This is a genomic window from Ovoidimarina sediminis (assembly GCF_032586175.1).
Taxonomy (GTDB): Bacteria; Pseudomonadota; Alphaproteobacteria; order Rhodobacterales; family Rhodobacteraceae; genus Ovoidimarina; species Ovoidimarina sediminis.
On sequence record NZ_JAWHTE010000004.1, the window covers coordinates 102,659 to 126,942 of the forward strand.

The following is a 24,284-nucleotide window of genomic DNA, read 5'->3' on the forward strand; positions in this document are numbered from 1 at the left end:
GAGGAGGGGCCTTATGTCGTTTGCAACCCTGAGATCGCGGATGCTCGCGGGCGAGACGCTCGTGGGAACCTTCCTCAAGGTCCCGGCCATCGAACTTGTCGAGATCCTCGCCACAACCGGCCTCGATTTCATCTGCATCGATGCCGAACACGCCCCGGTGGACCGCGCGCGCATGGATGGATGCCTCGCCATCGCCCGTGCGCTCGATTTCCCGGTGCTGGTGCGCGTCCCCGCCGCCACGCCCGAGAACCTGCTCATGGCGCTCGATTCCGGCGCGGTGGGCGTCGTCTGCCCCCATATCGACAGCCCGGAAAAGGCGGCCGACATCGCCCGTGCGGCGCGTTTCGGCAATGGCGGGCGGGGCTTCGCGGGCTCCACTCGCTGGGCCGGCTTCAACTCGCGCGGTATGGCCGACATCCTCGCCCAGTCCCGCGAGGAAACCATCGTCCTCGCCCAGATCGAGGAACCGGCCGGGGTCGAGGCCGCCGATGCGATCGCCGCGACGCCGGGCATTGACGGGCTTTTCATCGGGCCCGCGGATCTTTCCGTCGCGATGGGCAAGACGGATCAGACGTCGGATGAACTGATGGCCGCCTATGCCCGCGTCGGCGAGGCCTGCAAGGCCCGCGGCAAGGCCAATGTCACCTTCGTGGGCGATGCGGCACGTGCGCGCCTCGTGGCCGAACACGGCGTCACCGTCTTCTTCGTCGCCTCCGAATTGACATGGATGGCCCAGGGCGCCCGCGCCGTTTCGGCCGACATCAAGGGCTCAGGCTAGAACCCGCGCCTTCGCGAAGGTCGCGAAACACCGGTCGAGAAAGGCACTCCGGATTCCGGGCCGCTCCATCAGTATCTCGTGCTCGGCCCCCTCGACCAGCGTGAAACTCGCGCTCTCCCAGCGTTCCGCAAGCCGCGTCACCGCCGGCGCCTCGACGATCTTCTCTTCGGTGCCAAGGCTCACATGGGCCGGGATATCGGGCAGGGCGATCCGCTGCAGGGCGCGCGTTTCCGCCAGCGCCTCCCCCAGCCATATGAGGCTCGGGCCCCCCAGCCGGAACCGGTCGACCGCGCGGGCCTGCCGCTGCATCCGGTCCCACTGCGTTCTGTCGCTCGTCAGGAAATTCCCTTCGAACGGGGCGTGCAGAAAGTAATCCGCCGTGTTCGTCGTCGGCGCCCGCGTGCCGCCCAGCCCCACGGTCTTCGCGATCACCGGCAGGGTGTAGGACAGGTGCTTCAGCCGCGGCGTGATGAAGATCCCCCACATCGGCGCGGAAAACGCGGCAGCCGCGAAGACCGGCGTGCGCGTCAGCGCCCTGAGCCCGATCGCGCCCCCCATCGAATGGGCCAGCATGAACCACGGGCGCGGCAGCCGCTCTGCCTCGGCCCAGGAAATCAGCGCCCGCACATCGGCCTGGTAATCCTGGAAATGTCGCACATGCCCGATATCGGGATTCTTCAGCAAACGCTGGGAAAGGCCCTGGCCGCGCCAGTCCACCGACAAAGCGGTCATGCCGCGGGCCAGCACATCACCCGCAAGCTGCGCATATTTCTCGATATATTCGCACCGGCCGGGCAGTATGAACACCGTGCCCTCCGGCCCGCCGGGCCAAATCCCGGCGCGGATCTTCACCCCGTCATCGGCCCTCAGCCACTGCGCGCGCGCGGTCTCCGGCCCCTCGGCCAGGTCAGCGTGATATGGCGCAGCGTCACGGGGCATCGCAGTTCAGCCGAGCGCCCCGCCAAGGCGCAGCGCGGCCCCCATGTCGCCGTCCACCTTGAGGCGCCCGCCCATGAAGGCCGCGGTCGGATCAAGATCGCCCGACAGGATCGCCTGGAACGTCTCGCTATCCGCCGTCATGGTCACATCGGCCGCCTCATCGCCTGCGCGTGCGCCGCTTTCGTCCACCATGATCGCGCCTTCGCCCTCGATCACGAACTTCGCTGTGCCGTCGAAGCCGCCGTTCATCTTGTCGTTCAGTGCGGCCACGGCCGCGTCAATCGTATCGCTCATCCACGTCTCTCCCAGATGTGAGGTCTTGGGGCTCGCTTCCTCCGGAAATGGCCCTATCATGAAATGTATGACGCGCTTCAGGGTTCCGATCAAATCTGCCGTTGCGGCACTAATTCTGTCGGTTACGATGGGGGCCGCACAGGAGGCGCGGCTTGATCCGCTCTTCGATCTCCTGCGCGAGGCCGAGGGCGCGGCGGCGTCCGAGATCGAGGCGAAGATCTGGGAAGAATGGTCTCGATCGGGCTCGGATTCGATGGATTTCCTGCTTGAACGCGGGCGGAAGGCGCTGGAAGACGGCGATCCCGCGCTGGCGATCGAACATTTCACCGCGCTCATCGATCACGCGCCGGACTGGGCCGAGGCCTATAACGCCCGCGCCACGGCCTATTTCCAGGCCGGGCTCTACGGGCCGTCGCTCGCCGATATCCGCGAAACCCTGGCGCGCAATCCCCGCCACTTCGGGGCTCTGGGCGGGCTTGGCCTCATCTTCGAAGAGATCGGAGAGCCGGAGGGCGCGCTCGAGGCTTATCGCGCGGTGGAAGAGATCTATCCCCACCGCGAGGGGCTGGCAGAGACGATTCGCCGGCTCGAACGCTCGGTCGAGGGCGAAGACATCTGATCCCGAAAAATGCATCGGGGCGCGCCTGTGCCCCCGGCGCGCCCCGATCCCCCACCGCAGGGCTGGCTTAGAGCTCGTCGCCGCCCTGGTTCTTGCCGCCGGACTTTCCGGGGTCGCGATCTTCATCGCCGTTGCCGCGGCCCGAATTGGCCTGGCTGCCTTTACCTGGCTTGTCGCGTCCGCCGCCGTTGTCGTCGGACCCGCCACCATTGCCGCCGCCGTTCCCGTCCGGCGTGCCGCCTCCGTTGCCGTCAGGCGTGCCCCCGCCATTGCCATCCGGCGTGCCCCCGCCGTTCCCGTCCGGCGTGCCCCCGCCGTTCCCGTCCGGCGAGCCGCCCCCGTTGCCGCTGATCGAGCCCGTCGCATCGTCCAGCATGGCCAGCGCCGCGGGATCATCCTCGCGGATCAGCTCAAGCACATCGGTTTCCACCCGCCGGTTGGCGCGCTCGCGCGCCTCGGTCGCGATTACCGGATCGGTTTCCCCTTCCGAGATCATCGCCACAAGCTGCGTCCGCGCCACCCCGCGGGTCACCATGTACTCGACCGCCGCCTGCGCCCGCTTGAGGCCCAGCGCCTCGTTATAGGCCAGGTTGCCCACCCTGTCGGCGTGGCCCGTCACCGCGAAGCGCACGTTCGCATGCTTGCGGATCCACGCCACCTGCGCGTCAAGCCGCCGCTTCGCCTCGGCATCGAGCACCGTCGAATCGAAGTCGAAGTTGATGACATGCGGCACCTCGCGACGAAACTCCGCCGACAGCGCCGAAAGCATCCGCCCCGTCCCCCGCACCGCGGCCTGCGTTTCAAGCCCGATCCCCGTCGTCCGGGTCGTCTCCGGCGCCGTCGCACATCCCGACAGGGCAACCGCACCGGCCAAGAGGGCTATTTGAAAAAGCTTGGGACGGAACATGGGGGGATCCTCACTCGCTACACTCGACAACACGTCCGAAACACACTCGAACGAGAACTGGATTACACTGCGGCCCGGATCTGACCTAACTTTCGCCCAATTTCGGTCACATTGGCCGGGCCTCGCGCGGCGTTCACGGCGAAATTGAGGCATTGTCGCCGAAACGGCACCAGTCGCCCTTGTGAGACCCCCGCGCGTCCGGTTTAGTCGCCTCGAATCGAGCGGACGACAGTTCATGGCAGGCGAACGGGGCCGGGTGGTCGCGGTCCTCGGACCCACCAACACCGGCAAGACACATTACGCGATCGAGCGGATGCTGGGCTACCGCACCGGCGTGATCGGGCTGCCGCTCAGGCTTCTCGCGCGCGAGGTCTATGACCGGATCGTCGCCCTTCGCGGCCCCTCCGTCGTCGCCCTTGTTACGGGCGAAGAGCGCATCGTGCCGCCGCGCACCCAGTACTGGGTCGCCACGGTCGAGGCGATGCCGGAGGGCCTGGGCCCCGATTTCCTCGCCGTCGACGAGATCCAGCTTTGCGCCGATCCCGAACGCGGCCACGTCTTCACCGACCGGCTCCTGCGCGCCCGCGGCACCCACGAAACGCTCTTTCTCGGTGCCGAAACCATGCGCGGAGCGATCCAGGCGCTGGTGCCAGAAGCCAGCTACCAAAGACGCGAACGGTTTTCCCAACTTGCCTGGGCAGGTTCGAAAAAGACAAGCCGCATGCCGCCCCGCAGCGCCATCGTCGGCTTCAGTGTTGAAAACGTCTATGCGATCGCCGAGATCCTGCGCCGCCAGAAAGGCGGTGCGGCGGTCGTCATGGGCGCGCTCAGCCCGCGCACCCGCAACGCCCAGGTCGAGATGTACCAGTCGGGCGAGGTCGATTACATGGTCGCCACCGATGCCATCGGCATGGGGCTCAACCTCGATATCGATCACGTTGCCTTCTCGGCGTTGTCGAAATTCGACGGCCGCCGCATGCGGCCCCTTCAGCCGAACGAGCTTGCCCAGATCGCGGGCCGCGCCGGGCGCTACCAGAAATCGGGCACCTTCGGCGTCACCGGCGAGGCGCCGCCCATTCCCGACGAGGTCGTCGCGGCGATCATCGACAACCGCTTCACCCCGATCCGCAAACTCCAGTGGCGCAACCCGGCGCTCAACTTCGCAAGCCCCGAACATCTGATCCGGTCGCTGGAAGAGCCCACCGCCGACGACTGGCTCCTGCGCGCCCGCGAGGCCGACGATCTCACCGCCCTCAAGGCGCTCAGCGATACCGCCGAGGTCACCGCCCGCGCCACCTCGCCCCAGTCGGTGAAACTCCTGTGGGATGTCTGCCGCATCCCCGATTTCCGCGGCATCAGCCACGCCGAACATGCCTCGCTGCTGCACGCCATCTTCGGCTACCTCCACGAAAACGGCCGCGTCCCCGACGATTGGCTCGCCCGCCAGATCAAGCGCATCGACCGCACCGATGGCGATATCGATACCCTGTCCAAACGATTGGCGTATATCCGCACATGGACATACGTCGCCCAGCGCAACGGCTGGACAACTGACGAAAGCCATTGGCGCGGAGAGACCCGCGCTGTAGAAGACCGCTTGTCGGATGCGCTTCATGACGCGCTGACGCAAAGATTTGTCGACCGGCGGACGAGTGTCCTTCTCCGCCGGTTGAAACAGAAGGAGGCCCTTTTGGCCGAAGTGAACGACAAGGGCGAAGTGACTGTCGAAGGTCAGTTCGTGGGCAAGTTGGAAGGGTTTCGCTTCCGGCAGGATCAAAGCGCGACACCGGACGAAGCGAAAACCGTCCGCCAGGCCAGCCTCCCGGCGCTCGGCCCCCAGTTCCATCTGCGCGCCGACCGGTTCTACAACGCGCCCGATACCGAGATCGACTTCACCGAACAGGGCGGGCTGATGTGGGGCGAACACGCGGTAGGCAAGCTCGTCGCCGGCGCCGATGCCCTGAAACCCGGGATCGAACCCTTCGTAGATGACGAAGCCGGGGCCGAGGTCGCGGCCAAGGTCCAGCGCCGTCTTCAGCATTTCATCGATCGCAAGATCGCCACGCTCTTCGAACCGCTGATCGCGCTTCAGAAGGACGAAACCCTCACCGGCCTCGCCAAGGGCTTCGCGTTCCAGATGGTCGAGGCGCTGGGCGTCATCCGCCGCGCCGATGTCGCGCAGGACGTCAAATCCCTCGATCAGGACGCGCGCGGGCTGCTGCGCAAGCACGGCATCCGCTTCGGTCAGTTCACGATCTTCATGCCGGCGCTTCTGAAACCTGCGCCCACGCGGCTCCGCCTCGTGCTCTGGTCGCTGGCCGAAGGCTTTCAGGAATTCCCCGAAAGCCCGCCCCCGGGCCTCGTGACGGTTCCCACCGACACCTCCGCCCCGGACGGTTACCACGAAAAGGCGGGCTACCGCGCGGCCGGCGAACGGGCGATCCGCATCGATATGCTCGAACGCCTGGCCGATATGCTCCGCGCCGAAGACAGCCGCGGCGGGTTCGAGGCGAAGGCCGACATGCTCTCGATCACCGGCATGACGCTCGAACAGTTCGCCAACCTGATGGAGGGGCTGGGCTACAAGGCCGAGCGTGGCGAACGCGAAAAGATCCGCGTCCCCGCCGAACCCCCGGCGCCCGAGGCCGACGCGGCGCTTGCCGGCGCGGGTGTCCCGGGCGGCGACGGGGAAGGGGCCCCGGTGGCGGAACCGGAACCCGCGCCCGCGGACGTGAGCGCCGAACCCCCGGCAGCCGAAGGGCCCGCCGAAACGGAGGCTGCCCCGGCAGAAGCCCCCGCTGCCGAAGAGGCATCGTCTGAAGCGGCCCCTGCCGAAGACACTGCCACGCCGGAAGCGCCGGCATCCGATGCGGCCGAAGCCCCCGAAGCAGAGGCCCCCGAAGCAGAGGCCCCCGAAGCAGAGGCCCCCGAAATCGAGGTCTTCTACACCTTCACCTGGGTCGGAAACCGCCCCCGCCAGGGCGGCGGCAACCGCAGGCAGGGCGCGCCGAAGGGCGGCCAGCGCGGCAAGGGCAAGGGCGGCCCGAAAGGCGGCAAGGGCCAGAAGGGGCCCGGCGGCAACAACAAGGCGAAAACCTATTCCTCGCGCCCGCCGAAGACCGACAGGATCGACCCCGACAACCCGTTCGCCGCGGCCCTCATGGGGCTGAAGTCGAAGGATTGATCCACTGGACGAAAAGCGTCCCACCCAGCGCCTCGACAAATGGCTCTGGCACGCGCGCTTCTACAAGACCCGCACACTCGCTGCCGACATGGTGTCGCGCGGCAAGGTGCGCGTGAACGCCCGGATCGTGAAGAAACCCGCCGCCTCGATCGGCCCCGGCGATATCCTGACCCTCGCCCAGGGCCGCGAGATTCGCGTCATTCGTATACTGGGCGTTCCCGAACGGCGCGGTCCGGCAACGGAGGCGCAGGCCAATTATGAAGATTTCGAGCAGCCGAATGGCGCGTAACGCGGTGTACGCGCTGTGTACGGGGTGTGTACGCGTTGTGACTCTTGGTCCGCTTGCGGTTGTGCGCACGCAGCGATAACTCCTAAACGAGCGTTCGGGCCAGTAGGGAATCGTCCATGACATACGTCGTCACCGACAACTGCATCGCGTGCAAATACACCGACTGCGTCGAGGTCTGTCCGGTGGACTGTTTCTACGAAGGCGAGAACATGCTGGTGATCCACCCCGACGAATGCATCGACTGCGGCGTGTGCGAACCCGAATGCCCCGCCGACGCGATCCGCCCGGATACCGAGCCGGACATGGAAAAGTGGGTGGAATTCAACCGGAAGTATTCCGAAGAATGGCCGGTCATCGTCACCAAGAAGGATCCGCTGCCCGATGCGGACGAGCGCGACGGCGAAGCGGGCAAGATGGAGAAATACTTCTCCGAGAACCCCGGCGAAGGCGGCTGAGGCGCCCGATTCGTTGCATTCGCATGCATGCTGCGGACGTTGCGGCCCACGATTTTCACCAAATTTCCTTGAGTGACGGAAGGTTAACACCGTCCGGCTGGAAATTAGGCGCAAAATCTGCTATATGTTCTCTGCAATCTTAGGAAGGACATTTGGCGGCCGTCTGTGTTGAGGACGGTAACCACAAGTGCCGCAACAAAAAATCGGAACCGACGGGGAGATAACGCTATGTCCCTGCCGCGTTTTTTGTCGGCGCGACCAAGGGCAACGATGAGAAAGACCTGAAAACGCATGAGCAAGACCAAAAAATCAGACTTCCGGCCAAACGACTATGTCGTTTACCCCGCCCACGGCGTCGGCCAGATCATCTCGATCGAGAAGCAGGACGTTGCGGGCATGACGCTCGAACTGTTCGTGATCTCGTTCGAGAAGGACAAGATGACGCTGCGGGTGCCGACCAACAAGGCCGAGGATGTGGGCATGCGCTCGCTGTCCTCGCCCGATGTCGTGTCGAAGGCGATGACAACGCTGAAGGGCAAGGCGCGGGTGAAGCGGGCCATGTGGTCGCGCCGGGCGCAGGAATACGAACAGAAGATCAACTCCGGCGATCTGATCGCGATCGCCGAGGTGGTTCGCGATCTGCACCGCACCGATGACCAGCGCGAGCAAAGCTATTCCGAACGTCAGCTCTACGAAGCGGCGCTTGAAAGGCTCACCCGCGAAGTCGCCGCCGTTTCCGGCACGGCCGAGGGCGACGCCCAGCGGCAGGTCGACGATGTGCTGACAAGCCGCGCCGCCTGACGCCAGTCGCATGAAACCGGAAAACGCCGGTCCCGAGGGGGCGGCGTTTTTCATTCCGGCTCAGGCCGATTTTTCCTCTTTCTCGTCCAGCTGCTCGACAAAGGCGGTTTCCAGCGCCCGGTCAAGCTCCCGCGCCCGCTGCACATAGGCCGCGTTCTCCGACACCGGGATTGCCGGGTCCCACAGCTCGGCCAGTTCGGCCAGCGCCTTCCGGTCGCCCTGGTAGAAGAACTGTTCGATGTTCGAGGCTTCGAATTCCGACAGCCCCATATTCTCCAGCACATAACGCCCGGCGCGCAGCGAGCTGTCGAACATCTCGCGCACGATGTCGTCGGCCCCGGCCCGGTACAGCTCATAGGTATGCACCCGGTCATGGGCGCGCGCCACGATATGCAGGTCGGGTCGTTCCTTGCGCGCATAGCGCACCAGCTTCACCGCCGACTTCCGGTCATCCAGCGCCACGACCAGAACCTTCGCCGTCTCGATCCCGGCGGCATGCAACAGCTCGGGCCGCGTCGGATCGCCGAAGAACCCCTTGAACCCGAACCGCCGCATCAGCTGGATCGCCTTCAGGTCGTTGTCGAGCACGGTGGTCTTGAACCCGGCCATCTGCACGAGGCGGTTCACGACCTGCCCGAACCGTCCGATCCCCGCGATGATCACAGGCTGCTGCTCGTCGATCTCGTCATGCTCGACCTCGTGCTCTCCGTCACCCATCCGCTCGGAAAGGCGCTCATAGGCAATGAAGAAAAGGGGCGTCAGAAGCATCGACAGCGACACCACCAGAAGAAGCATCTGCGCCAGGCCCGGCGCCAGAACGCTCTGCTGCAGAGAGAAAGAGATCAGGACGAATCCGAACTCGCCCGCCTGTGCCAGCCCCAGCGTGAACAGCCACCGGTCGCGTCCCCTGATCTTGAAGATCAGCGCCAGCAGGTACAGGATCGCACCTTTCGCGAACATGATCGCAAGCGTCAGCCCGACGATCGAAAGGGGGTCGCGGAACAGCACGGCAAAGTTGATGCCCGCGCCGACGGTGATGAAGAACAGCCCCAGAAGCATGCCCTTGAAGGGTTCGAGGTTGCTTTCCATCTCGTGCCGGAATTCCGAGTTCGCCAGAACCACCCCCGCCAGGAAAGTGCCGAGCGCGGGCGAAAGCCCCACAAGCGTCATCAGAAAGGCGATCCCCACCACGATCAGAAGGGCGAAGGCCACGTACATCTCGCGCAGCCGCGCGGCATGAATGAACCGGAACAGGGGCCGCGCCGCGAAGATCCCGAAGAAGATCACGAAACCAACGGCGGCGATGGTGACAAGCGTTACCCCCCAGCCCGGCAGGCCCTCGACCAGCGAAATCGCGTGGTGGTATCCGTCCTCTTTCTCGCCTGTCGGCCGCTGGATCGATCCGTCACTCGCGAAACTCGCCGGAAGCGACAGGGCGAAAAGCGGCAGAACGGCCAGCATCGGGATCACCGCGATATCCTGCGTCAGCAGGACGGAAAAGGTTGATCGCCCGCCCGATGTCTGCATCAGCCCCTTCTCGCTCAGGGTCTGCAGGACGATCGCGGTCGAGGACAGCGCAAAGATCATGCCCACCGCGATCGCCGTCTGAAGCGGCAGGCCCAGAAGCTGCCCGCCCACCGTCACCACCACCATGGTCAGCGCAATCTGCAATCCGCCGAGGCCCAGAAGCCTGTGCCGCATATCCCAAAGCGCCCGCGGCTCCAGCTCCAGCCCGATGAGGAACAGCATCACCACGACGCCGAACTCTGCGAAATGCTGCAGGTTCTCGGTCTCCGCGCCCACGATGCCCAGGACGGGGCCGATCACGATACCCGCCAGCAGATACCCCAGAACCGAGCCAAGCCCGGTGCGCGCAGCCAAAGGCACCGCGATCACCGCGGCGGCAAGATATATCGTGGCCTGGGTCAGGAACTCGGCCATCGGGCCTCCTCAGATCGGCAGGGGCGCATCCGCCTTCGGCTGGTTCATCACAATCTGGCTTTGAACCCGCGCTACGGCGGGGTTCGGCAAAAGCACTCCGTGAATCAGAGAGTTAAGGGCGGTTAGATCAGCGCAATACACTCTCAGAAGATAATCGGCCTCGCCGGTGAGAGTCCACGCCGAGATGATCTCTGGCCGCATTTCGAGGATGCGCAGGAAGGATTTGACCTTGTCAGGGCTATGCGTCGCCATCTGCACCTGCACGAAGGCCTGCACATCCAGGCCCAGCCGCCTCGGCGAAAGCCGCGCGCGGTAGCCTTCGATGATTCCTTCCGCCTCCAGCCGCTGCCGCCGCCGCCCGGCCTGGCTGGCGGACAGGTTCAGAAGATCGCCCAGTTCCTGCGCCGTCAGATGTGCGTCGGATTGGAGGGCGGCAAGCAGGCGGATGTCGATATCGTCCAACATGATGCGGCATCATAGCATGAATTGTGAAGAAAGTGCGAAAATCGCGCAAAATCCACCGAATGGCCCGGTCAGAACGCGCAAACCCGCCGCCTATGATGCAGTACCCTGCGCACACGCGCGAAACAGGAGACTTCCATGGGCCCGTTCCCCCATAATGCCCCCCCGGCCGAGATCAGCCCCGACAACCCCGCAGGCACAGACGGGTTCGAATTCGTCGAATTCGCCCATCCCGAGCCGCAGGTGCTGCGCGATCTCTTCGCAAAAATGGGTTACACCCATGTCGCCACGCACAAGACAAAGGCCATCGAGGTCTGGCAGCAGAGCGATATCACCTATCTTCTGAACGCCGAACCCGGCACACATGCGGCGGGTTTCATCGATGAACACGGGCCCTGCGCGCCTTCCATGGGCTGGCGCGTGGTGGATGCGCGCCACGCCTTCGACCACGCGGTGGAACAGGGCGCCGAACCCTATGACGGCCCGGGCAAGGCGATGGACGTGCCGGCAATCGTCGGGATCGGCGGAAGCCTGATCTATTTCATCGACCAGTGGTACGACGCATCGCCCTACAATGCCGAATTCGACTGGGTCGGCACCGCGAACCCCGACGGCGTGGGCTTCTACTACCTCGATCACCTGACGCACAACGTGTTCAGGGGAAACATGGATCTCTGGTTCCGGTTCTACGAAAGCCTCTTCAATTTCAAGGAGATCCGCTTCTTCGACATCGAGGGCAAGTATACCGGTCTTTACAGCCGCGCGCTCACCTCGCCCTGCGGCAAGATCCGCATCCCGATCAACGAAGATCGCGGCGAAACCGGCCAGATCGTGAACTACCTCAAGAAGTACAACGGCGAAGGGATTCAGCACATCGCCGTCGGCGCGCGCGATATCTACGACGCGACCGACGCGATTTTCGAACGGGGCATCCGTTTCATGCCGCCGCCGCCCGAAACCTACTACACCCTGTCGAAAGACCGGGTGCAGGGCCATGAAGAGCCCATCGACCGCATGAAGCGGCACGGCATCCTGATCGACGGCGAAGGCGTGGTCGACGGGGGCGAAACCAGGATTCTCCTGCAGATCTTCTCGAAAACCGTGATCGGGCCGATCTTCTTCGAATTCATTCAGCGCAAGGGCGATGACGGGTTCGGGGAAGGCAACTTCAAGGCCCTCTTCGAGTCGATCGAAGCAGAGGAAATGGCGGAAGGCGCCTACGGCGACGTGGCGACAGCCGCCGAATAACCGGCCAGTCCGGAAGGGAGGGGGCGCCGTCCTTCGGGGCGGCGTCTTTCCGTTTCGGATCAGGCGTCAGCCCGAAGGCACCGTCAATGTCATGTCGCGCCCGCCCTTGACGTAGATCAGCTGCCCGTCGCCGATCGCGCGCACCCGGCCGCCGTCCACCTTGTCGCCCACCTTCACCTTCACATAGCGCCCCGAGGGCAGGCGCAGAAGTGCCCGCCGGTCGGTGGCCGAGCCATAAACACCGATCAGGTTCACCCGCCGCAGGTTGATCGCGTTGGGGATCGTCGCCTGCCGCGCGACCGACGCCGATGTGGGAATACTCGGCGCCGCAGTGGGCGCCGGCTCCGGGGCCGGTGTCGCGACAGCGGCGGCCGAGGCGGTCTGCTGCGCCGGCTCATCTGTCTCCCCGATCTCCTCGGCGAGCGAGGCGACGGCGGCACTCGCCGCGGCAGCCGCGGCTCGGGCCTGCGCCTGTGCCACTTGCGCGTCGAAATCGTTCGGCCGCGCCCGCGGCAGGCGCGACGCGCCGATCGCCTGCGCGCTGGGCGCGAGGCTCGCGTTCAGAACCGTGCTCTCCTGCACCGAGGCGGGGCGGGGCGCGGGCTTCAGCCCGGCGAGTTCCGAAAGCGTCCGCCCGCCGAACTGTGTCCGCTCGCTCTGTTCCACCAGGTCCGCCGGGCGGCGGCGCGGTGTCTTGTCGGCCAGCGCCAGCGCCACTTCCTCGTTCGCGGCGATCACCGCCGTGATCGGGCGGGCCGGCGGCGTCAGGGGCGGTGCGCCTTCGGTCACCATGACACCCTCGGGCGTGTCGCTGCCATCGGGCGTCGCCCGCACGAGCCCCCGGTCGTCCAGGTCGAAGCGCCGCCCCGGTTCGGGCGGCGGCGCGGGCGGGCTGGGCGTAATCCAGTCGGGTTCCGCCGGCAAAAGCGCGATGGCATCGTCCAGCGGCACTGCCGGGTCGATCGCCGCGAGGTAAAGCTGATCCAGCGTCTCGCCCACCGGCTCGGGCGGCGTCGGGGGCGGCGTCTGCCACATATCGGCCGAGCGCAGCGGTTCGTACGGGTCGACCACCGGCACGTCCGCCGGCGGCACGGCGGTGCCGAGCGCGGCTGTCCGCCGCTCCGACATCGCGTCCACCGGCACCTCCGCGGGGCCTTCAAGCCGGGGCAGGGCGGCTTGGTCCGAAACAGGCGGTGGAACTGCCGCGGCGAAGGCCTGCACCGCACCGGGGCCCGGCGCGGGCACGGTGGGCGTGTCGGGCGGGACGAGCACCACAGGCACCTCGTCCGGCGTCACCAGCGCCAGCGCCGTCCAGACAAGCGCGCCGATCACCCCAAGCGCGGCGGCCGAGGTGATCGCGGTGTCCCGCCAGTTCTGCGCCTTCCGCGGGCGCGGCTCTGCCCGGGCGGCGGGGCGGGGCGGCACATCGGGGCGTCGCGGCATTTTCGCAGGCACGGCCACGGACGGCACGGGGGCCTCGGGCCGGACAATCCGGCGCGCCAGGGCTTCGGGCGTCTCCGTTGGCGGGCTGAGCGGCGGTTCGGGCGGCAGCGCCTGTTCAAGCACCAGGACGGGCGGTTCCGTTTCTCTGCCCGCATCCCCGGCGCCGGCCGCCTGCTCCGGTTCGGTCTCGCGCTCCGGTTCGCTCTCCGGCTCCGCGTCGATCTCGGCTGCCGGCACGGCCTCGGCCGCCTTCCGCGACGAGCTGAACGCCGCAACCGGCGTCCCCGTGTCCTCCGTGTGGCGCGCAAATTCCGCCAACCCGAAATCGGGGATGTCGGGGAACGCATCAGGCTCCGGCCGCGCGGTGAAGCGCACCGGCTCGAACCCATAGGTTGCCGCGAAACTCTCCGCTTCATCCAGGGTATTCACGTCGAGCGCGGCCACCTGGATGCCGTCCCGCCCGATCCGCCAGTCGAACCGCAGCTCTTCGACAGGGCAGGGTGTTAGCCCGTCAAGGCCCGCACGGATATCCTGCGCCGTCACCGGCCCGCCATGTTCGGGATCCTTCAGCTTGGTGTAGAGAATCTGAGATCCCGGGATGATCAGCTCGGCCCGCACCGGCCCTTCCACCCGCGCCGCAGCGGTCGCGTGAAGCGCCCGCATCCGGCCCGGCAGGTCGGCATCGGTCAGCGCCACATAGCCCAGATCCTCCAACATGCCGTCCGCCTCGCTCAGAAGGCGAATCCCGTCATGTGTAAGGTCGAGAATGAAATCGGCCATTGAGTCCGGTTCAGTGGGCGGGGCGTGGCAGCGGCCCCCGTTTGATATCTACCTCAGCTCGGGCTCCGGGAAAAGGTGACGCGCGTGGGTTTCTGCGGCAGACTGCCGATTGGGGGCGAGGCAACTGGAGCATGGCAGAATGCGATTTGGATTGATGATTGTGGCGGCGCTCGTTTCGCTGCCGCTTCTGGGATTTGCACAGGAGGCCGAACGCCGCCTCACGGTCACCGGCGAGGGCCGGATCGAGGCCGTGCCCGACATGGCCACGATCTCCCTCGGCGTGACGGCGGAGGCGCGCACGGCCGGCGAGGCGATCCGCGCCAACAGCCGCGCGATGGATGCGGTGCTCGAACGCCTGCGCGCCGCGGGCATCGAAGACCGCGACCTTCAGACATCGAATTTCAGCGTGCACCCCCGGTGGGAACGCGCAAACAGTTCGAACGCCGCGCCCCGGATCGCGGGTTTCGTCGCCCAGAACATGCTTACCGTCCGTGTGCGTGATCTCTCGGTCTTGGGCGAAACCCTCGATGCGGTGGCCCAGGACGGCGCGAACAGCTTCTCGGGCCTGAGCTTCGGGTTGCAGGATCCCGAACCGGTGCGCGATCAGGCGCGCGTCGCCGCGGTGGCCGAGGCGCGGCGCAAGGCGGCGCTACTGGCCGAAGCCGCGGGGGTGACCCTCGGGCCGCTTCTCTCGATCGACGAGGCCGATGGCGGCGGACGCCCGCCGATCATGATGGAAATGGCGGAGGCGCGGATGTCCTCGGCCGATGCCGTGCCTGTCGCGGCAGGGGAGCTGTCGATGACGGCCCGCATCCGCCTCGTCTACGCGATCGGCGAATAGCGGGGCTCAGCCCGGCACGTCCCGGCGCCGGTCCCGCACCTCGACGGGGCGCGCGATGCCCAGCTGGTACATATCCGCCATCATCCCGTCGGTCAGGATATGCGCCACCTGCGCGGCGCCCGCCTCGCCCAGGGCGCTTACGCCGAACTGCCAGGCCCGCCCCAGCATCACCATGTCGGCGCCGCAGGCGATGGCGCGCAGGATATCGGTGCCCGAGCGGATGCCCGAACAGAAAACAAGCGGATAATCCGGCCCCACGATCTCCCGGATCACCGGCAGCATGTCGATCGCGGCCGGCGCGGCGGCGAACTGCCGCCCGCCATGGTTCGACACCCAAAGCGCATCGACCCCTTCCTCCACCATCCGCGCCACCGGCTCGGGATCCATCACGCCCTTCAGGATCAGCGGGCCGTCCCATTCGTCGCGCAGCGCCTTCAGGTAATCCCAGTCCGGCGCCTCCCGGATCAGGTAGCCCACGTGGTTCGTCCCTGGCAGCGAGGGCTGCGCCTCGACATAGGGGTCCAGTGTCTCGAGCCGCGGCCGCCCGTGGGCAAGCCGCTGAAGCGCCCAGGCGGGGCGCAGCGCGCAGTCGCGGATCACCCGCGGCGTCAGCGCCGGGGGCTGGCGCACATCGGCGCGCCGCTGCCGCTCCCGCCGGCTCGCGCCGGGCAGGTCGATCGTCATGACAAGCGTGTGAAACCCCGCCGCCTTCGCCCGGCGGCAGATATCGCGCCGCGTCTCGGGCTCCTTCGGCGGGTAAAGCTGGAACCAGCCGCTTTCGCCCAGATGCGGCCCAACCGCCTCGGGCGTGGTCGCGGCCATGGTCGACTGGCAATAGGCCATGCCGGTCCGCGCCGCGGTGCGCGCAAGGATCGCTTCCGCCCCGGGCCAGAAGACGCCTGACATACCCACAGGCGCCACGCCGAAGGGCACCTTGTACCGCCGGCCCAGAAACTCCGTCGACAGGTCGGGCTGGGGCTTGCCCTTCAGAACGGCGGGCATAAGCGCCACTTGGCCCAGCGCATCCAGGTTCGCCCGGTCCGCCGGGTCGCCGTCGCCCGTGGCACTGTCAAGGAACTCCCACAGGAAATGCGGCAGCCTGCGCCGCGCGGCTTCGGCCAGGTAGGGGACTGACGGGTATCGGTTATCGAGATCCATGGCCTGCATCTATCCGGCCCGGCCGGGGGTTTTGCAACCCGCTCTCGGGCACCTCCCGCTTCATTTTGGCCGAAATACTCCGGGGGGCCGACCGCCAGGGAGGCGGGGGCAGCGCCCCCTCCGCGCCCGCGACGCCCCGGATGGAACATTCCACGAACAACCCTTTAACTTCACGTATGATCGCGCTAGCTTCCCGCCCCATGAGCACCTTCGACGAAAGCGATGCCTTCGACGCCGCCGTCCCGCTAAGCCAGCGCGCGATGGCGGGCCAGCGCGCGCCTTATCTCGACGGGCTGAACCCGGCCCAGCGCGCGGCGGTCGAACAGCTCGACGGTCCCGTCCTGATGCTCGCGGGGGCAGGGACGGGCAAAACCCGCGCGCTCACCGCCCGGATCGCGCATCTTCTCTTCACCCGCACCGCGCAGCCCAACGAAATCCTCGCCGTCACCTTCACCAACAAGGCCGCGCGCGAGATGAAGATGCGCGTCGCTGGGCTGCTGAACCAGGAGGTCGAAGGCATGCCCTGGCTCGGCACCTTCCACGCGATCTGCGTGAAGCTCCTGCGCCGGCACGCCGAACTCGTAGGGCTGAAGACAAATTTCACCATCCTCGATACCGACGATCAGATCCGGCTCCTGAAGCAACTCGTCGTCGCCGCCGACATCGATGAAAAGCGCTGGCCCGCCCGCCAGCTCGCCCACCTGATCGACGGCTGGAAGAACCGCGCGCTTGGCCCCGACAAGGTGCCGGCGGCGGACGCGAGCGCCTTCAACCACATGGGGGCCGAGCTTTACGCCCAGTACCAGGAACGCCTCCGCGCGCTCAACGCCGTCGATTTCGGCGATCTCCTCCTTCACATGCTCTGGATCTTCCAGAACTACCCGGATGTACTTGCCCAGTACCAACGCTGGTTCCGCTTCATCCTGGTCGACGAGTACCAGGATACGAACGTGGCCCAGTATCTCTGGCTCCGCCTCCTCGCCCAGGGTCACAAGAACATCTGCTGCGTGGGCGACGACGATCAGTCGATCTATGGCTGGCGCGGCGCGGAAGTGGGCAACATCCTCCGCTTCGAGAAGGATTTTCCGGGCGCGAAGGTCATCCGCCTGGAACAGAACTACCGCTCCACCCCGCATATCCTCGCCGCCGCCTCGGGCGTGATCGCCGCGAACGAGGGCCGGCTTGGCAAGACGCTCTGGACGGAGGAAACCGAAGGCGAAAAACTCCGCCTCATCGGCCACTGGGACGGCGAGGAAGAGGCCCGCTGGATCGGCGAGGAACTCGAAGCCATGCAAGGCGGCACCCGCGGCCTCCGTCCCATGGGGCTCGACGAAAGCGCCATCCTCGTCCGCGCCAGCCACCAGATGCGCGCCTTCGAGGACCGGTTCCTCACCATCGGTCTGCCGTATCGCGTCATCGGCGGCCCCCGCTTCTACGAGCGGATGGAGATCCGCGATGCCATGGCCTATTTCCGCCTCGCGGTCAGCCCCGATGACGATCTCGCCTTCGAGCGCATCGTCAACACGCCCAAGCGCGGCCTCGGCGACAAGGCGCAGGGCAGGATCCAGCAGGCCGCCCGCGCCAACGGCGTCAGCCTCGTCGAAGGCGCGCGCCTTCTCGTCGCGTCGAAGGATCTCGGCGGCAAGGGCGGGGCAGAGCTTGCAAAACTCGTCGACGGGATCGACCGCTGGCACGCCCAGGTTCGCGCGGGCACGGGCAGCCATATCGAACTTGCCGAACAGATCCTCGACGAGTCGGGCTACACCGAGATGTGGCAGAACGACAAAACCCCCGAAGCCCCGGGGCGGCTGGAAAACCTCAAGGAACTCGTGAAGGCGCTCGAAGCCTTCGAGAACCTGCAGGGCTTTCTCGAACACGTCTCCCTCATCATGGATAACGAAACCGGCGACACGGAAGAAAAGGTCACGATCATGACCCTCCATGCCGCCAAGGGTCTCGAATTCCCCAGCGTATTCCTGCCCGGCTGGGAAGACGGGCTCTTCCCCTCCCAGCGCTCGATGGACGAGACAGGCCTCAAGGGGCTCGAGGAAGAACGCCGCCTGGCCTATGTCGGCATCACCCGCGCCGAAGAGGTCTGCACCATCTCTTTCGCCGCGAACCGCCGGGTCTACGGCCAGTGGCAATCGGCGCTGCCGTCGCGCTTCATCGACGAATTGCCGGCCGGGCATGTGGAGGTGCTGACGGCGCCGGGCCTCTACGGCGGACAACAGGCGCAGGTTCAGTCGGGACTCGAACAGGCGGCAACCCGTGCCGATGTCTACAATTCCCCGGGCTGGCGCCGGCTTCAGGCCCGCTCCGGCGAACGTGGCATGAGCCAGCCGCGCGAAAGCCGCACCACGGTGATCGATCTCGATGCCGTCTCCGCCCACACCGTGGGCGACCGGGTGTTTCACCAGAAATTCGGCTATGGCGAGGTCATGGCCGTTGAAGGCGACAAGCTCGACATCGAATTCGACAAGGCGGGATCGAAGAAGGTCGTGGCAAAGTTCGTCATGGCGGCGGATCGCGCCGACGACGTTCCTTTTTGACGCCGCATCCCGAACAATCCCAACGCGTTTGCCCCTATTGTCGAGGCACATTTCGGGGTTTCCTGACTGGAAACGTATTATTGCGTGACCTGGTTCACAAACTTCATGACGCAACACCCGGCGTGCCGGTCCCTCGTTAACGCACTGTTTACGTAGATTTTTATGGATCTCGGTGTGTCCGGCGTCACAGTGCCCCGCCGCCTCTGTACCGGAAATGCCGGCTCCGGGCCGCAGTGCCCCCGGGCTCTGTGAGAAAACTCACTTTATTCAACTCGTGGGTGTGCCTAGATGAAGTCGTGACCGTCGCGGATACCCCCCGCAGGCGAAGAGGCGAAAAAGCCCATGCCACCCTCCGCGCGGCGCAATTGTATAAGGTAAGCCCGGTGTTCGGGCGGAGTGTGTGAAGATGGATATTCTCGAGCGTGTCGAAAACGCCCTGGCCAACGAGCCGGCGCTGCAAAAGCCCCGCACGACGACACGGGTCAACACCCGCACCCCCGAACGTCAGGTTCGCTGGAACCTTCCCGGCTTCGGCCCGATGACCCGGATCTCCACCTCCTTCGGCGAAGTGCACGCTCAGGCGCTTCGCAAACGCGACATGATCCGCACCCAAAGCGGTCAGCTGAAAGAGATCAAGTTCGTCGATCGGGTGAAACTCGACGCCGGCTTCATGAAAAACGTTACCGATGCGCAGGCTATCCTCATCCGCGCCGGATCGCTCGGCGACGGCTTGCCCAAGGCCGATGTCATCGTCTCGCCCAGCCAGCGTGTCGGCATGGGGCGGCACGGCGATGTCCGTTTCCTCAAGGCCTCTGAACTGCTTGGCCGCCCAGGCGTGGTGCGCAAGCCCGAAGAGATCATGACCTACACCATGTTCCATTGCGGCGAGCCCGTCGTGGCCCGCTGTGAAGGCCTCTGGATGCACATCGCCCCGTAACCGCGACATACACCGTCTCTCGTCTCCGAAAAGGGCGCCCGGAATGGCGCCCTTCGTCGTTTCCGGGGGCTGGAAAAGAAAAAGCGGTGACACCAGGGAGGAGGAGAGGTGCCACCGCTAACTTCAGACGGCCCAGGGAGGAGGAGGGGCCCTCTGACTGTGTGAGGCCCACGCGTCTGTGCGCCTCGTTGGGTTATAGACTATGCTTTCGCTGCATCTGCACAATAGCCGAAGCTGCAATGCTGCTATGCAGCATATGCATGATGGAAATGACGTAATTACAAATAGATAGAATGATCGGTTTTTCTTCGCGGTTGCAGCGAGGTGGCGAGCGCGCCGGTTTGCTGCAATCCTCGGCGATGATGCTGAAGCCTTTGGCAGAGTGTGAACGCGGCCCCGTGCCGGGCGGGGGCGAGGTCAAACTTCCCCTCAGGAATCGATTCCCATGGGAATCCATGGCACCGGGATCATAGAGTCCTTGGGAATTCTTGGATTCGCCTGAAATCCTGCCGCGATCCCGCAAATCTCAAAGGGCAGGGCGGGTCCGGCCGGTCGACTTCCGGGATCTCGTGGGACTGTGCCCTGCATGCATCGCTGGCCTAACATATCGGCCAATGTGAATTTAAAACCACAATATGTAGTATTTTCAGGCCTCCATTCGCAAGATCATGCTCCCCATACCCCCTCCGTCATTCAAAGAAAAAAGGCCCTGACCCAAAATTTCCTGTTGATTACCATGAATTCCCATGGCATCCCTATTAGCACGATGAACGGGACAACGGGGCGCAAGACCCCAACCCCCAAGAGCAGGTTTCATACAGGCACCCCGCTCATCGAACTGAAGAGATCCGGCGCGCGGGCGAGCAGACATCCCCCCAGGTGGCGCGCGCAGCTGGACTACCCCGGCAACGGGACGAGGGCGGCGGGTTGAGCAGTGGCAGCAGCTCAATCCGCCGTTTCCGTACCTGGGCCCCGGATTGGAAACTTGGACAGGAGCCGCGGGACGGTGGTTCGAAGGTTCAGAGGCGAATTCCACCAGAAGGTGGATGGGAAGGGCCGGGTATCGATCCCGGCCGACTTCCGTCGTGTTCTGGAAACCGGCGATCCCACCTGGTCCGACGGCAAGGCGCCGGAATTCGTCATCGTCTACGGCGATCACCGCCGCGCCTACCTGGAATGCTACACTATAGATGCCGCCAACGAGGTCGACGAACAGATCGCGGGCCTTCCGCGCGGGTCGATGGAACGGCGCATGCTCGAACGGCTCTTCAACGGCCAGTCGCTCAAGACCGGGGTGGACGAAACCGGGCGCATCGTTCTGCCCGCGAAACTCCGCGACAAGATCGGCCTCGACAGCATGGCCTATTTCATCGCGACCGGCGACACCTTCCAGATCTGGAAACCCGAAACCTTCGAGGCCGAGGAAGCCGCCAAGACGGAAGCGTGGCTCGAACAGTTCCCCGACGATTTCGATCCGCTCACCCTTCTCGATCAGCGAAAGGGAGAGTGACGGGATGGTCAAGGCGGCAGAGGCGCCCACGCCCCGCGATCCGCATATCCCCGTTCTTCTCGAACCGCTTCTCGAGGCGGTCTCACCCGTCTCCGGCACCTGGGTCGACGGCACCTTCGGGGCCGGCGGCTACGCGCGCGGCCTTCTCGATGCGGGCGCGGCCCGTGTCATCGGGATCGATCGCGATCCGGATGTGTTCGAGCTCGCTAAAACCCGGATGGCGGCCTATGCCGACCGGCTCGATCTGCACCAGTCCACCTTCGGGCGTCTCGACGAGGCCACCGCCGATCCCGTCGACGGCGTGGTCCTCGATCTCGGTGTTTCCTCGATGCAGCTCGATCAGCCCGAGCGCGGCTTTTCCTTCATCGCCGACGGCCCACTCGATATGCGCATGGGGCAGGAAGGGCCGTCCGCGGCGGATCTCGTCAACGAGTTGCCCGAGGGCCAACTCGCTGACATCATTTACCAATACGGCGAAGAGCGGCAATCCCGCCGGATCGCGAAGGAAATCGTGAAAGCCCGGGCAGAGGCGCGGATCGAAGCCACCGGCCGCCTCGCCCAGATCGTCGAGAAATGCCTGCCCCGCAAGAAACCGGGACAGGCCCACCCCGCGACCCGCACCTTCCAGGCGCTCCGGATCGCGGTGAACGATGAGCTTGGGGAGCTTGTCCGCGGCCTTGAGGCGGCAGAACGGGCGATCCGCCCCGGAGGCCGCCTCGCCGTGGTGAGCTTTCACTCGCTGGAAGACCGCATCGTCAAGCGGTTCTTCCAGCAGGGCTCGGGCGCGGGCGGATGGGGGAACCGCCACGCGCCCGAGCTCGAACAGGCACCGGCCCGGTGGGAGGCAAAGAACCGCGGCATCACGGCCGGCGAGGCCGAGATCGCGGCGAACCCGCGCGCCCGCTCGGCCACGCTGCGCCACGGTCGGCGCACCGACGCACCGGCCAGACAGGCCGATCGCAAGGCGCTGGGTCTCCCGGCGCTCGTCATGATGGAGAACGGGGGAAAATGAAGTCGTTCGTCTACGGTCTCATCGCGCTCGGGGTCATGGGCCTCGCCTTCTGGGCCTATCAGCAGAACTACGCGACCCAGGCTGCCCTCAAGGAAACGCAGGTCGTGCGCGAAGACATCGCGCACCTCAGAAACCGCCTGACTGTGCTGAAGGCCGAATGGGCCTACCTGAACCGGCCCGAACGGCTCCGCGATCTCGCGCATCTGAACTTCGATCGTCTTGGTCTCTTCCCTCTCGCGCCCGAACAGTTCGGCGAGGTCGATCAGATCGCCTACCCGGTTGAAGAGCCCGAGCTTGACGGCGTCATCGAGGTGCGCGGCATCGAGGTGGAGGTCGGCGGATGACACGCACGCCCCTCCGTCCGCTCGCCCGCATCCTCGCTGCCCGCGCGCAGGGCGAAAACCCCGACGCGATCGAACGCGAAAACCTGCGCCTCAGGCATGAACAGACCCGCGACGCCGAACGCCAGCGCGCCGAAGGCCGGCTTCTCGTCCTCGGCATCTTCTTCCTTTGCGCCTTCGTCCTCGTCGGCGGGCGCATGGGAACGCTCGCGGCCTCCGATCCCGCCGAACCCCGCGCGGCGGCCTCCACGGCCTCGATCCTCGCCCAGCGCGCCGACATCGTCGACCGTGAGGGCCGCATCCTGGCCACGAACCTGCGCACCTATTCGCTCTACGCCCAGCCGCCGCAGATGGTCGATCCGGTTCGCGCGGCGGCGGAACTCGTGAAGATCTTTCCCGATCTCGACGAGGAAGACCTGCGCAAGGATTTCACCGGCGCGCGCAAGTTCCTGTGGATCCGGCGGAAAATCACCCCAGCCGAACGCCAGGCCGTCCATGATATCGGCGAACCCGGTCTTCTCTTCGGCCCCCGCGAGATGCGCCTATACCCGAACGGAAGCCTCGCAAGCCACGTCCTCGGCGGCGCGGGGTTTGGCCGCGAAGGGGTGCATTCGGCCGAGGTCGTCGGCATCGCGGGCGTCGAGAAAACCTACGATGCCTGGCTTCGTGACCCGGCGAATGGCGGCGCGCCTCTTACCCTCACCATCGATCTCTCCGTGCAGGCCGCCGTCGAGCGCGTGCTTCTGGGCGGCATGCGCCTGATGAACGCCAAGGGGGCCGCGGCGGTTCTGATGGATGTGCGTACCGGCGAGATCATCAGCCTCGTAAGCCTGCCCGATTTCGATCCCAACGACCGGCCCGTGCCGCTGACCGAGGGCGATCAGGCTGACAGTCCGCTTTTCAACCGCGCGGTGCAGGGGCTCTACGAACTCGGCTCCACCTTCAAGATCTTCACGGCCGCCCAGGCGATCGACGAGCGCCTCGTCAACCCGTCCACGATGATCGACACAAAGGGCCCGCTCCGCTGGGGCAAGCACCGGATCCGCGATTTCCGCAACTACGGCGACACGCTTTCGGTCGAGGATGTGATCGTCAAATCCTCCAACATCGGCACCGCCCGCATCGCGATGGAAATCGGCGCCCAGCGCCAGCAGCGCTTCCTCTCCGATCTGGGCTTCATGGCGCCCACGCCGGTCGAACTGATCGAGGGCCGCGGCGCCCAGCCGCTCCTGCCGCGCAACTGGTCGGAAATCTCGACCATGACGATCTCCTACGGCCACGGGCTGTCGGCCAGCCCCCTGCATCTCGCCACGGCCTATGCCTCGCTTCTCAATGGCGGCGTCAAGGTCGAGCCGACGCTCATCCGCCGCGACAGCTATCCCGAGGGCAAACGCCTGTTGTCCGAGGACAGTTCACGCCTCGCCCGCCAGATGCTCCGCGCGGTCGTTGCGCGCGGCACCGCCTCCTTCGGCGAGGTTGCGGGCTACGAAGTGGCGGGCAAGACAGGCACCGCCGACAAGCCACGGCCCCAGGGCGGCTATTACGAGGACAAGGTCATTGCCACCTTCGCCTCGGTCTTTCCTGCCTCCGATCCGAAATACGTCCTTGTCGTAACCCTCGATGAAGCCGTCGAAACATCGGGCGAGGAACCCCGCCGCACGGCAGGCTGGACGGCCGTGCCCGTCGCCGCCGAGGTGATCCGCCGCGCCGGCCCGCTTCTCGGCCTCGCGCCGGTCATTGAACATTCCGCGACAGACAAGGTAACACTGGCATCCAACGAACGCCGGTAACGGCAG

At 65.9% G+C, this 24,284-nt stretch carries 21 protein-coding genes; 14 read left to right on the forward strand and 7 right to left on the reverse strand.

Annotation, left to right across the window (positions count from 1 at the left end; translation table 11 throughout):
• Window positions 1-13: 13 nt before the first annotated feature.
• Window positions 14-778: an HpcH/HpaI aldolase family protein gene (locus RXV90_RS06680; protein WP_316647724.1), complete on the forward strand. Its 765-nt coding sequence runs from the start codon at window positions 14-16 to the stop codon at window positions 776-778.
• Here RXV90_RS06680 and RXV90_RS06685 read toward each other — a convergent pair.
• Window positions 770-1,717, reverse strand: a complete 948-nt coding sequence (locus tag RXV90_RS06685; protein WP_316647725.1) for an alpha/beta hydrolase — start codon at window positions 1,715-1,717, stop codon at window positions 770-772. The two genes, RXV90_RS06680 and RXV90_RS06685, sit on opposite strands and share 9 nt — an antisense overlap.
• Before the next feature lie 6 nt (window positions 1,718-1,723).
• Complete coding sequence (locus tag RXV90_RS06690) at window positions 1,724-2,011, reverse strand: SCP2 sterol-binding domain-containing protein (protein ID WP_316647727.1); 288 nt, start codon at window positions 2,009-2,011, stop codon at window positions 1,724-1,726.
• A 67-nt stretch (window positions 2,012-2,078) separates the two neighbouring features.
• Between RXV90_RS06690 and RXV90_RS06695 the strand changes: the two genes are divergently transcribed.
• Window positions 2,079-2,630, forward strand: a complete 552-nt coding sequence (locus RXV90_RS06695; RefSeq protein WP_316647729.1) for a tetratricopeptide repeat protein — start codon at window positions 2,079-2,081, stop codon at window positions 2,628-2,630.
• A gap of 67 nt (window positions 2,631-2,697) precedes the next feature.
• Here RXV90_RS06695 and RXV90_RS06700 read toward each other — a convergent pair whose 3' ends face one another.
• A complete protein-coding gene (locus RXV90_RS06700; protein ID WP_316647730.1) occupies window positions 2,698-3,537 on the reverse strand; it encodes an OmpA family protein in 840 nt (279 codons plus the stop codon).
• 235 nt (window positions 3,538-3,772) lie between these two features.
• Between RXV90_RS06700 and RXV90_RS06705 the strand changes: the two genes are divergently transcribed.
• The 4 genes from RXV90_RS06705 (at window position 3,773) to RXV90_RS06720 (ending at window position 8,266) form a co-directional block, all read left to right on the forward strand.
• A complete protein-coding gene (locus tag RXV90_RS06705) occupies window positions 3,773-6,721 on the forward strand; it encodes a helicase-related protein (protein WP_316647731.1) in 2,949 nt (982 codons plus the stop codon).
• A gap of 4 nt (window positions 6,722-6,725) precedes the next feature.
• On the forward strand, window positions 6,726-7,010 hold the full coding sequence (locus RXV90_RS06710; RefSeq protein WP_316647925.1) for an RNA-binding S4 domain-containing protein: 285 nt from the start codon (window positions 6,726-6,728) through the stop codon (window positions 7,008-7,010).
• Between the two features lie 116 nt (window positions 7,011-7,126).
• A complete protein-coding gene (gene fdxA / locus RXV90_RS06715) occupies window positions 7,127-7,465 on the forward strand; it encodes a ferredoxin FdxA (protein ID WP_316647732.1) in 339 nt (112 codons plus the stop codon).
• 291 nt (window positions 7,466-7,756) lie between these two features.
• The gene (locus RXV90_RS06720; RefSeq protein ID WP_316647733.1) at window positions 7,757-8,266 is read left to right on the forward strand and encodes a CarD family transcriptional regulator; all 510 of its coding nucleotides are present in this window, start codon (window positions 7,757-7,759) and stop codon (window positions 8,264-8,266) included.
• A 60-nt stretch (window positions 8,267-8,326) separates the two neighbouring features.
• On the opposite strand, the gene RXV90_RS06725 is transcribed toward RXV90_RS06720, so the two are convergent.
• Both RXV90_RS06725 and RXV90_RS06730 read right to left on the reverse strand, forming a co-directional pair.
• The gene (locus tag RXV90_RS06725; RefSeq protein WP_316647734.1) at window positions 8,327-10,207 is read right to left on the reverse strand and encodes a cation:proton antiporter domain-containing protein; all 1,881 of its coding nucleotides are present in this window, start codon (window positions 10,205-10,207) and stop codon (window positions 8,327-8,329) included.
• Window positions 10,208-10,216: 9 nt separating this feature from the next.
• Window positions 10,217-10,672: an Lrp/AsnC family transcriptional regulator gene (locus RXV90_RS06730; RefSeq protein ID WP_316647735.1), complete on the reverse strand. Its 456-nt coding sequence runs from the start codon at window positions 10,670-10,672 to the stop codon at window positions 10,217-10,219.
• Between the two features lie 135 nt (window positions 10,673-10,807).
• On the opposite strand from RXV90_RS06730, the gene hppD reads away from it, so the two are divergent.
• Window positions 10,808-11,917, forward strand: coding sequence for a 4-hydroxyphenylpyruvate dioxygenase (gene hppD / locus RXV90_RS06735; RefSeq protein ID WP_316647736.1), 1,110 nt, complete (start codon window positions 10,808-10,810; stop codon window positions 11,915-11,917).
• A 66-nt stretch (window positions 11,918-11,983) separates the two neighbouring features.
• Here hppD and RXV90_RS06740 read toward each other — a convergent pair whose 3' ends face one another.
• Entirely contained in the window at window positions 11,984-14,140 is a 2,157-nt protein-coding gene (locus tag RXV90_RS06740; RefSeq protein WP_316647738.1) for a hypothetical protein, read from the reverse strand.
• 139 nt (window positions 14,141-14,279) lie between these two features.
• Here RXV90_RS06740 and RXV90_RS06745 point away from each other — a divergent pair, with 139 nt between their 5' ends.
• Window positions 14,280-14,981, forward strand: a complete 702-nt coding sequence (locus RXV90_RS06745; RefSeq protein ID WP_316647739.1) for an SIMPL domain-containing protein — start codon at window positions 14,280-14,282, stop codon at window positions 14,979-14,981.
• Between the two features lie 6 nt (window positions 14,982-14,987).
• Here the strand turns inward: RXV90_RS06745 and RXV90_RS06750 are convergent, their stop codons facing one another.
• Window positions 14,988-16,139, reverse strand: a complete 1,152-nt coding sequence (locus RXV90_RS06750) for an alpha-hydroxy acid oxidase (protein WP_316647740.1) — start codon at window positions 16,137-16,139, stop codon at window positions 14,988-14,990.
• A gap of 200 nt (window positions 16,140-16,339) precedes the next feature.
• Between RXV90_RS06750 and RXV90_RS06755 the strand changes: the two genes are divergently transcribed.
• From RXV90_RS06755 to RXV90_RS06780, 6 genes are all read left to right on the forward strand, one after another.
• Window positions 16,340-18,688 (forward strand): ATP-dependent helicase, encoded by a 2,349-nt coding sequence (locus RXV90_RS06755; RefSeq protein WP_316647741.1) that lies wholly within the window; start codon window positions 16,340-16,342, stop codon window positions 18,686-18,688.
• Between the two features lie 406 nt (window positions 18,689-19,094).
• Complete coding sequence (locus RXV90_RS06760) at window positions 19,095-19,625, forward strand: Hint domain-containing protein (RefSeq protein ID WP_316647742.1); 531 nt, start codon at window positions 19,095-19,097, stop codon at window positions 19,623-19,625.
• Window positions 19,626-20,631: 1,006 nt separating this feature from the next.
• Window positions 20,632-21,135 carry a division/cell wall cluster transcriptional repressor MraZ gene (gene mraZ / locus RXV90_RS06765; protein ID WP_316647743.1) on the forward strand — a complete coding sequence of 168 codons (504 nt, stop codon included), beginning with the start codon at window positions 20,632-20,634 and terminating at the stop codon, window positions 21,133-21,135.
• A 4-nt stretch (window positions 21,136-21,139) separates the two neighbouring features.
• Window positions 21,140-22,147 carry a 16S rRNA (cytosine(1402)-N(4))-methyltransferase RsmH gene (rsmH, locus tag RXV90_RS06770; protein WP_316647744.1) on the forward strand — a complete coding sequence of 336 codons (1,008 nt, stop codon included), beginning with the start codon at window positions 21,140-21,142 and terminating at the stop codon, window positions 22,145-22,147.
• Window positions 22,144-22,491 carry a cell division protein FtsL gene (gene ftsL / locus RXV90_RS06775; RefSeq protein ID WP_316647745.1) on the forward strand — a complete coding sequence of 116 codons (348 nt, stop codon included), beginning with the start codon at window positions 22,144-22,146 and terminating at the stop codon, window positions 22,489-22,491. The genes rsmH and ftsL overlap by 4 nt, the downstream gene beginning before the upstream one ends.
• Window positions 22,488-24,278 carry a peptidoglycan D,D-transpeptidase FtsI family protein gene (locus RXV90_RS06780; RefSeq protein WP_316647746.1) on the forward strand — a complete coding sequence of 597 codons (1,791 nt, stop codon included), beginning with the start codon at window positions 22,488-22,490 and terminating at the stop codon, window positions 24,276-24,278. Before ftsL ends, RXV90_RS06780 begins: the two co-directional genes overlap by 4 nt.
• Window positions 24,279-24,284 lie beyond the last annotated feature (6 nt).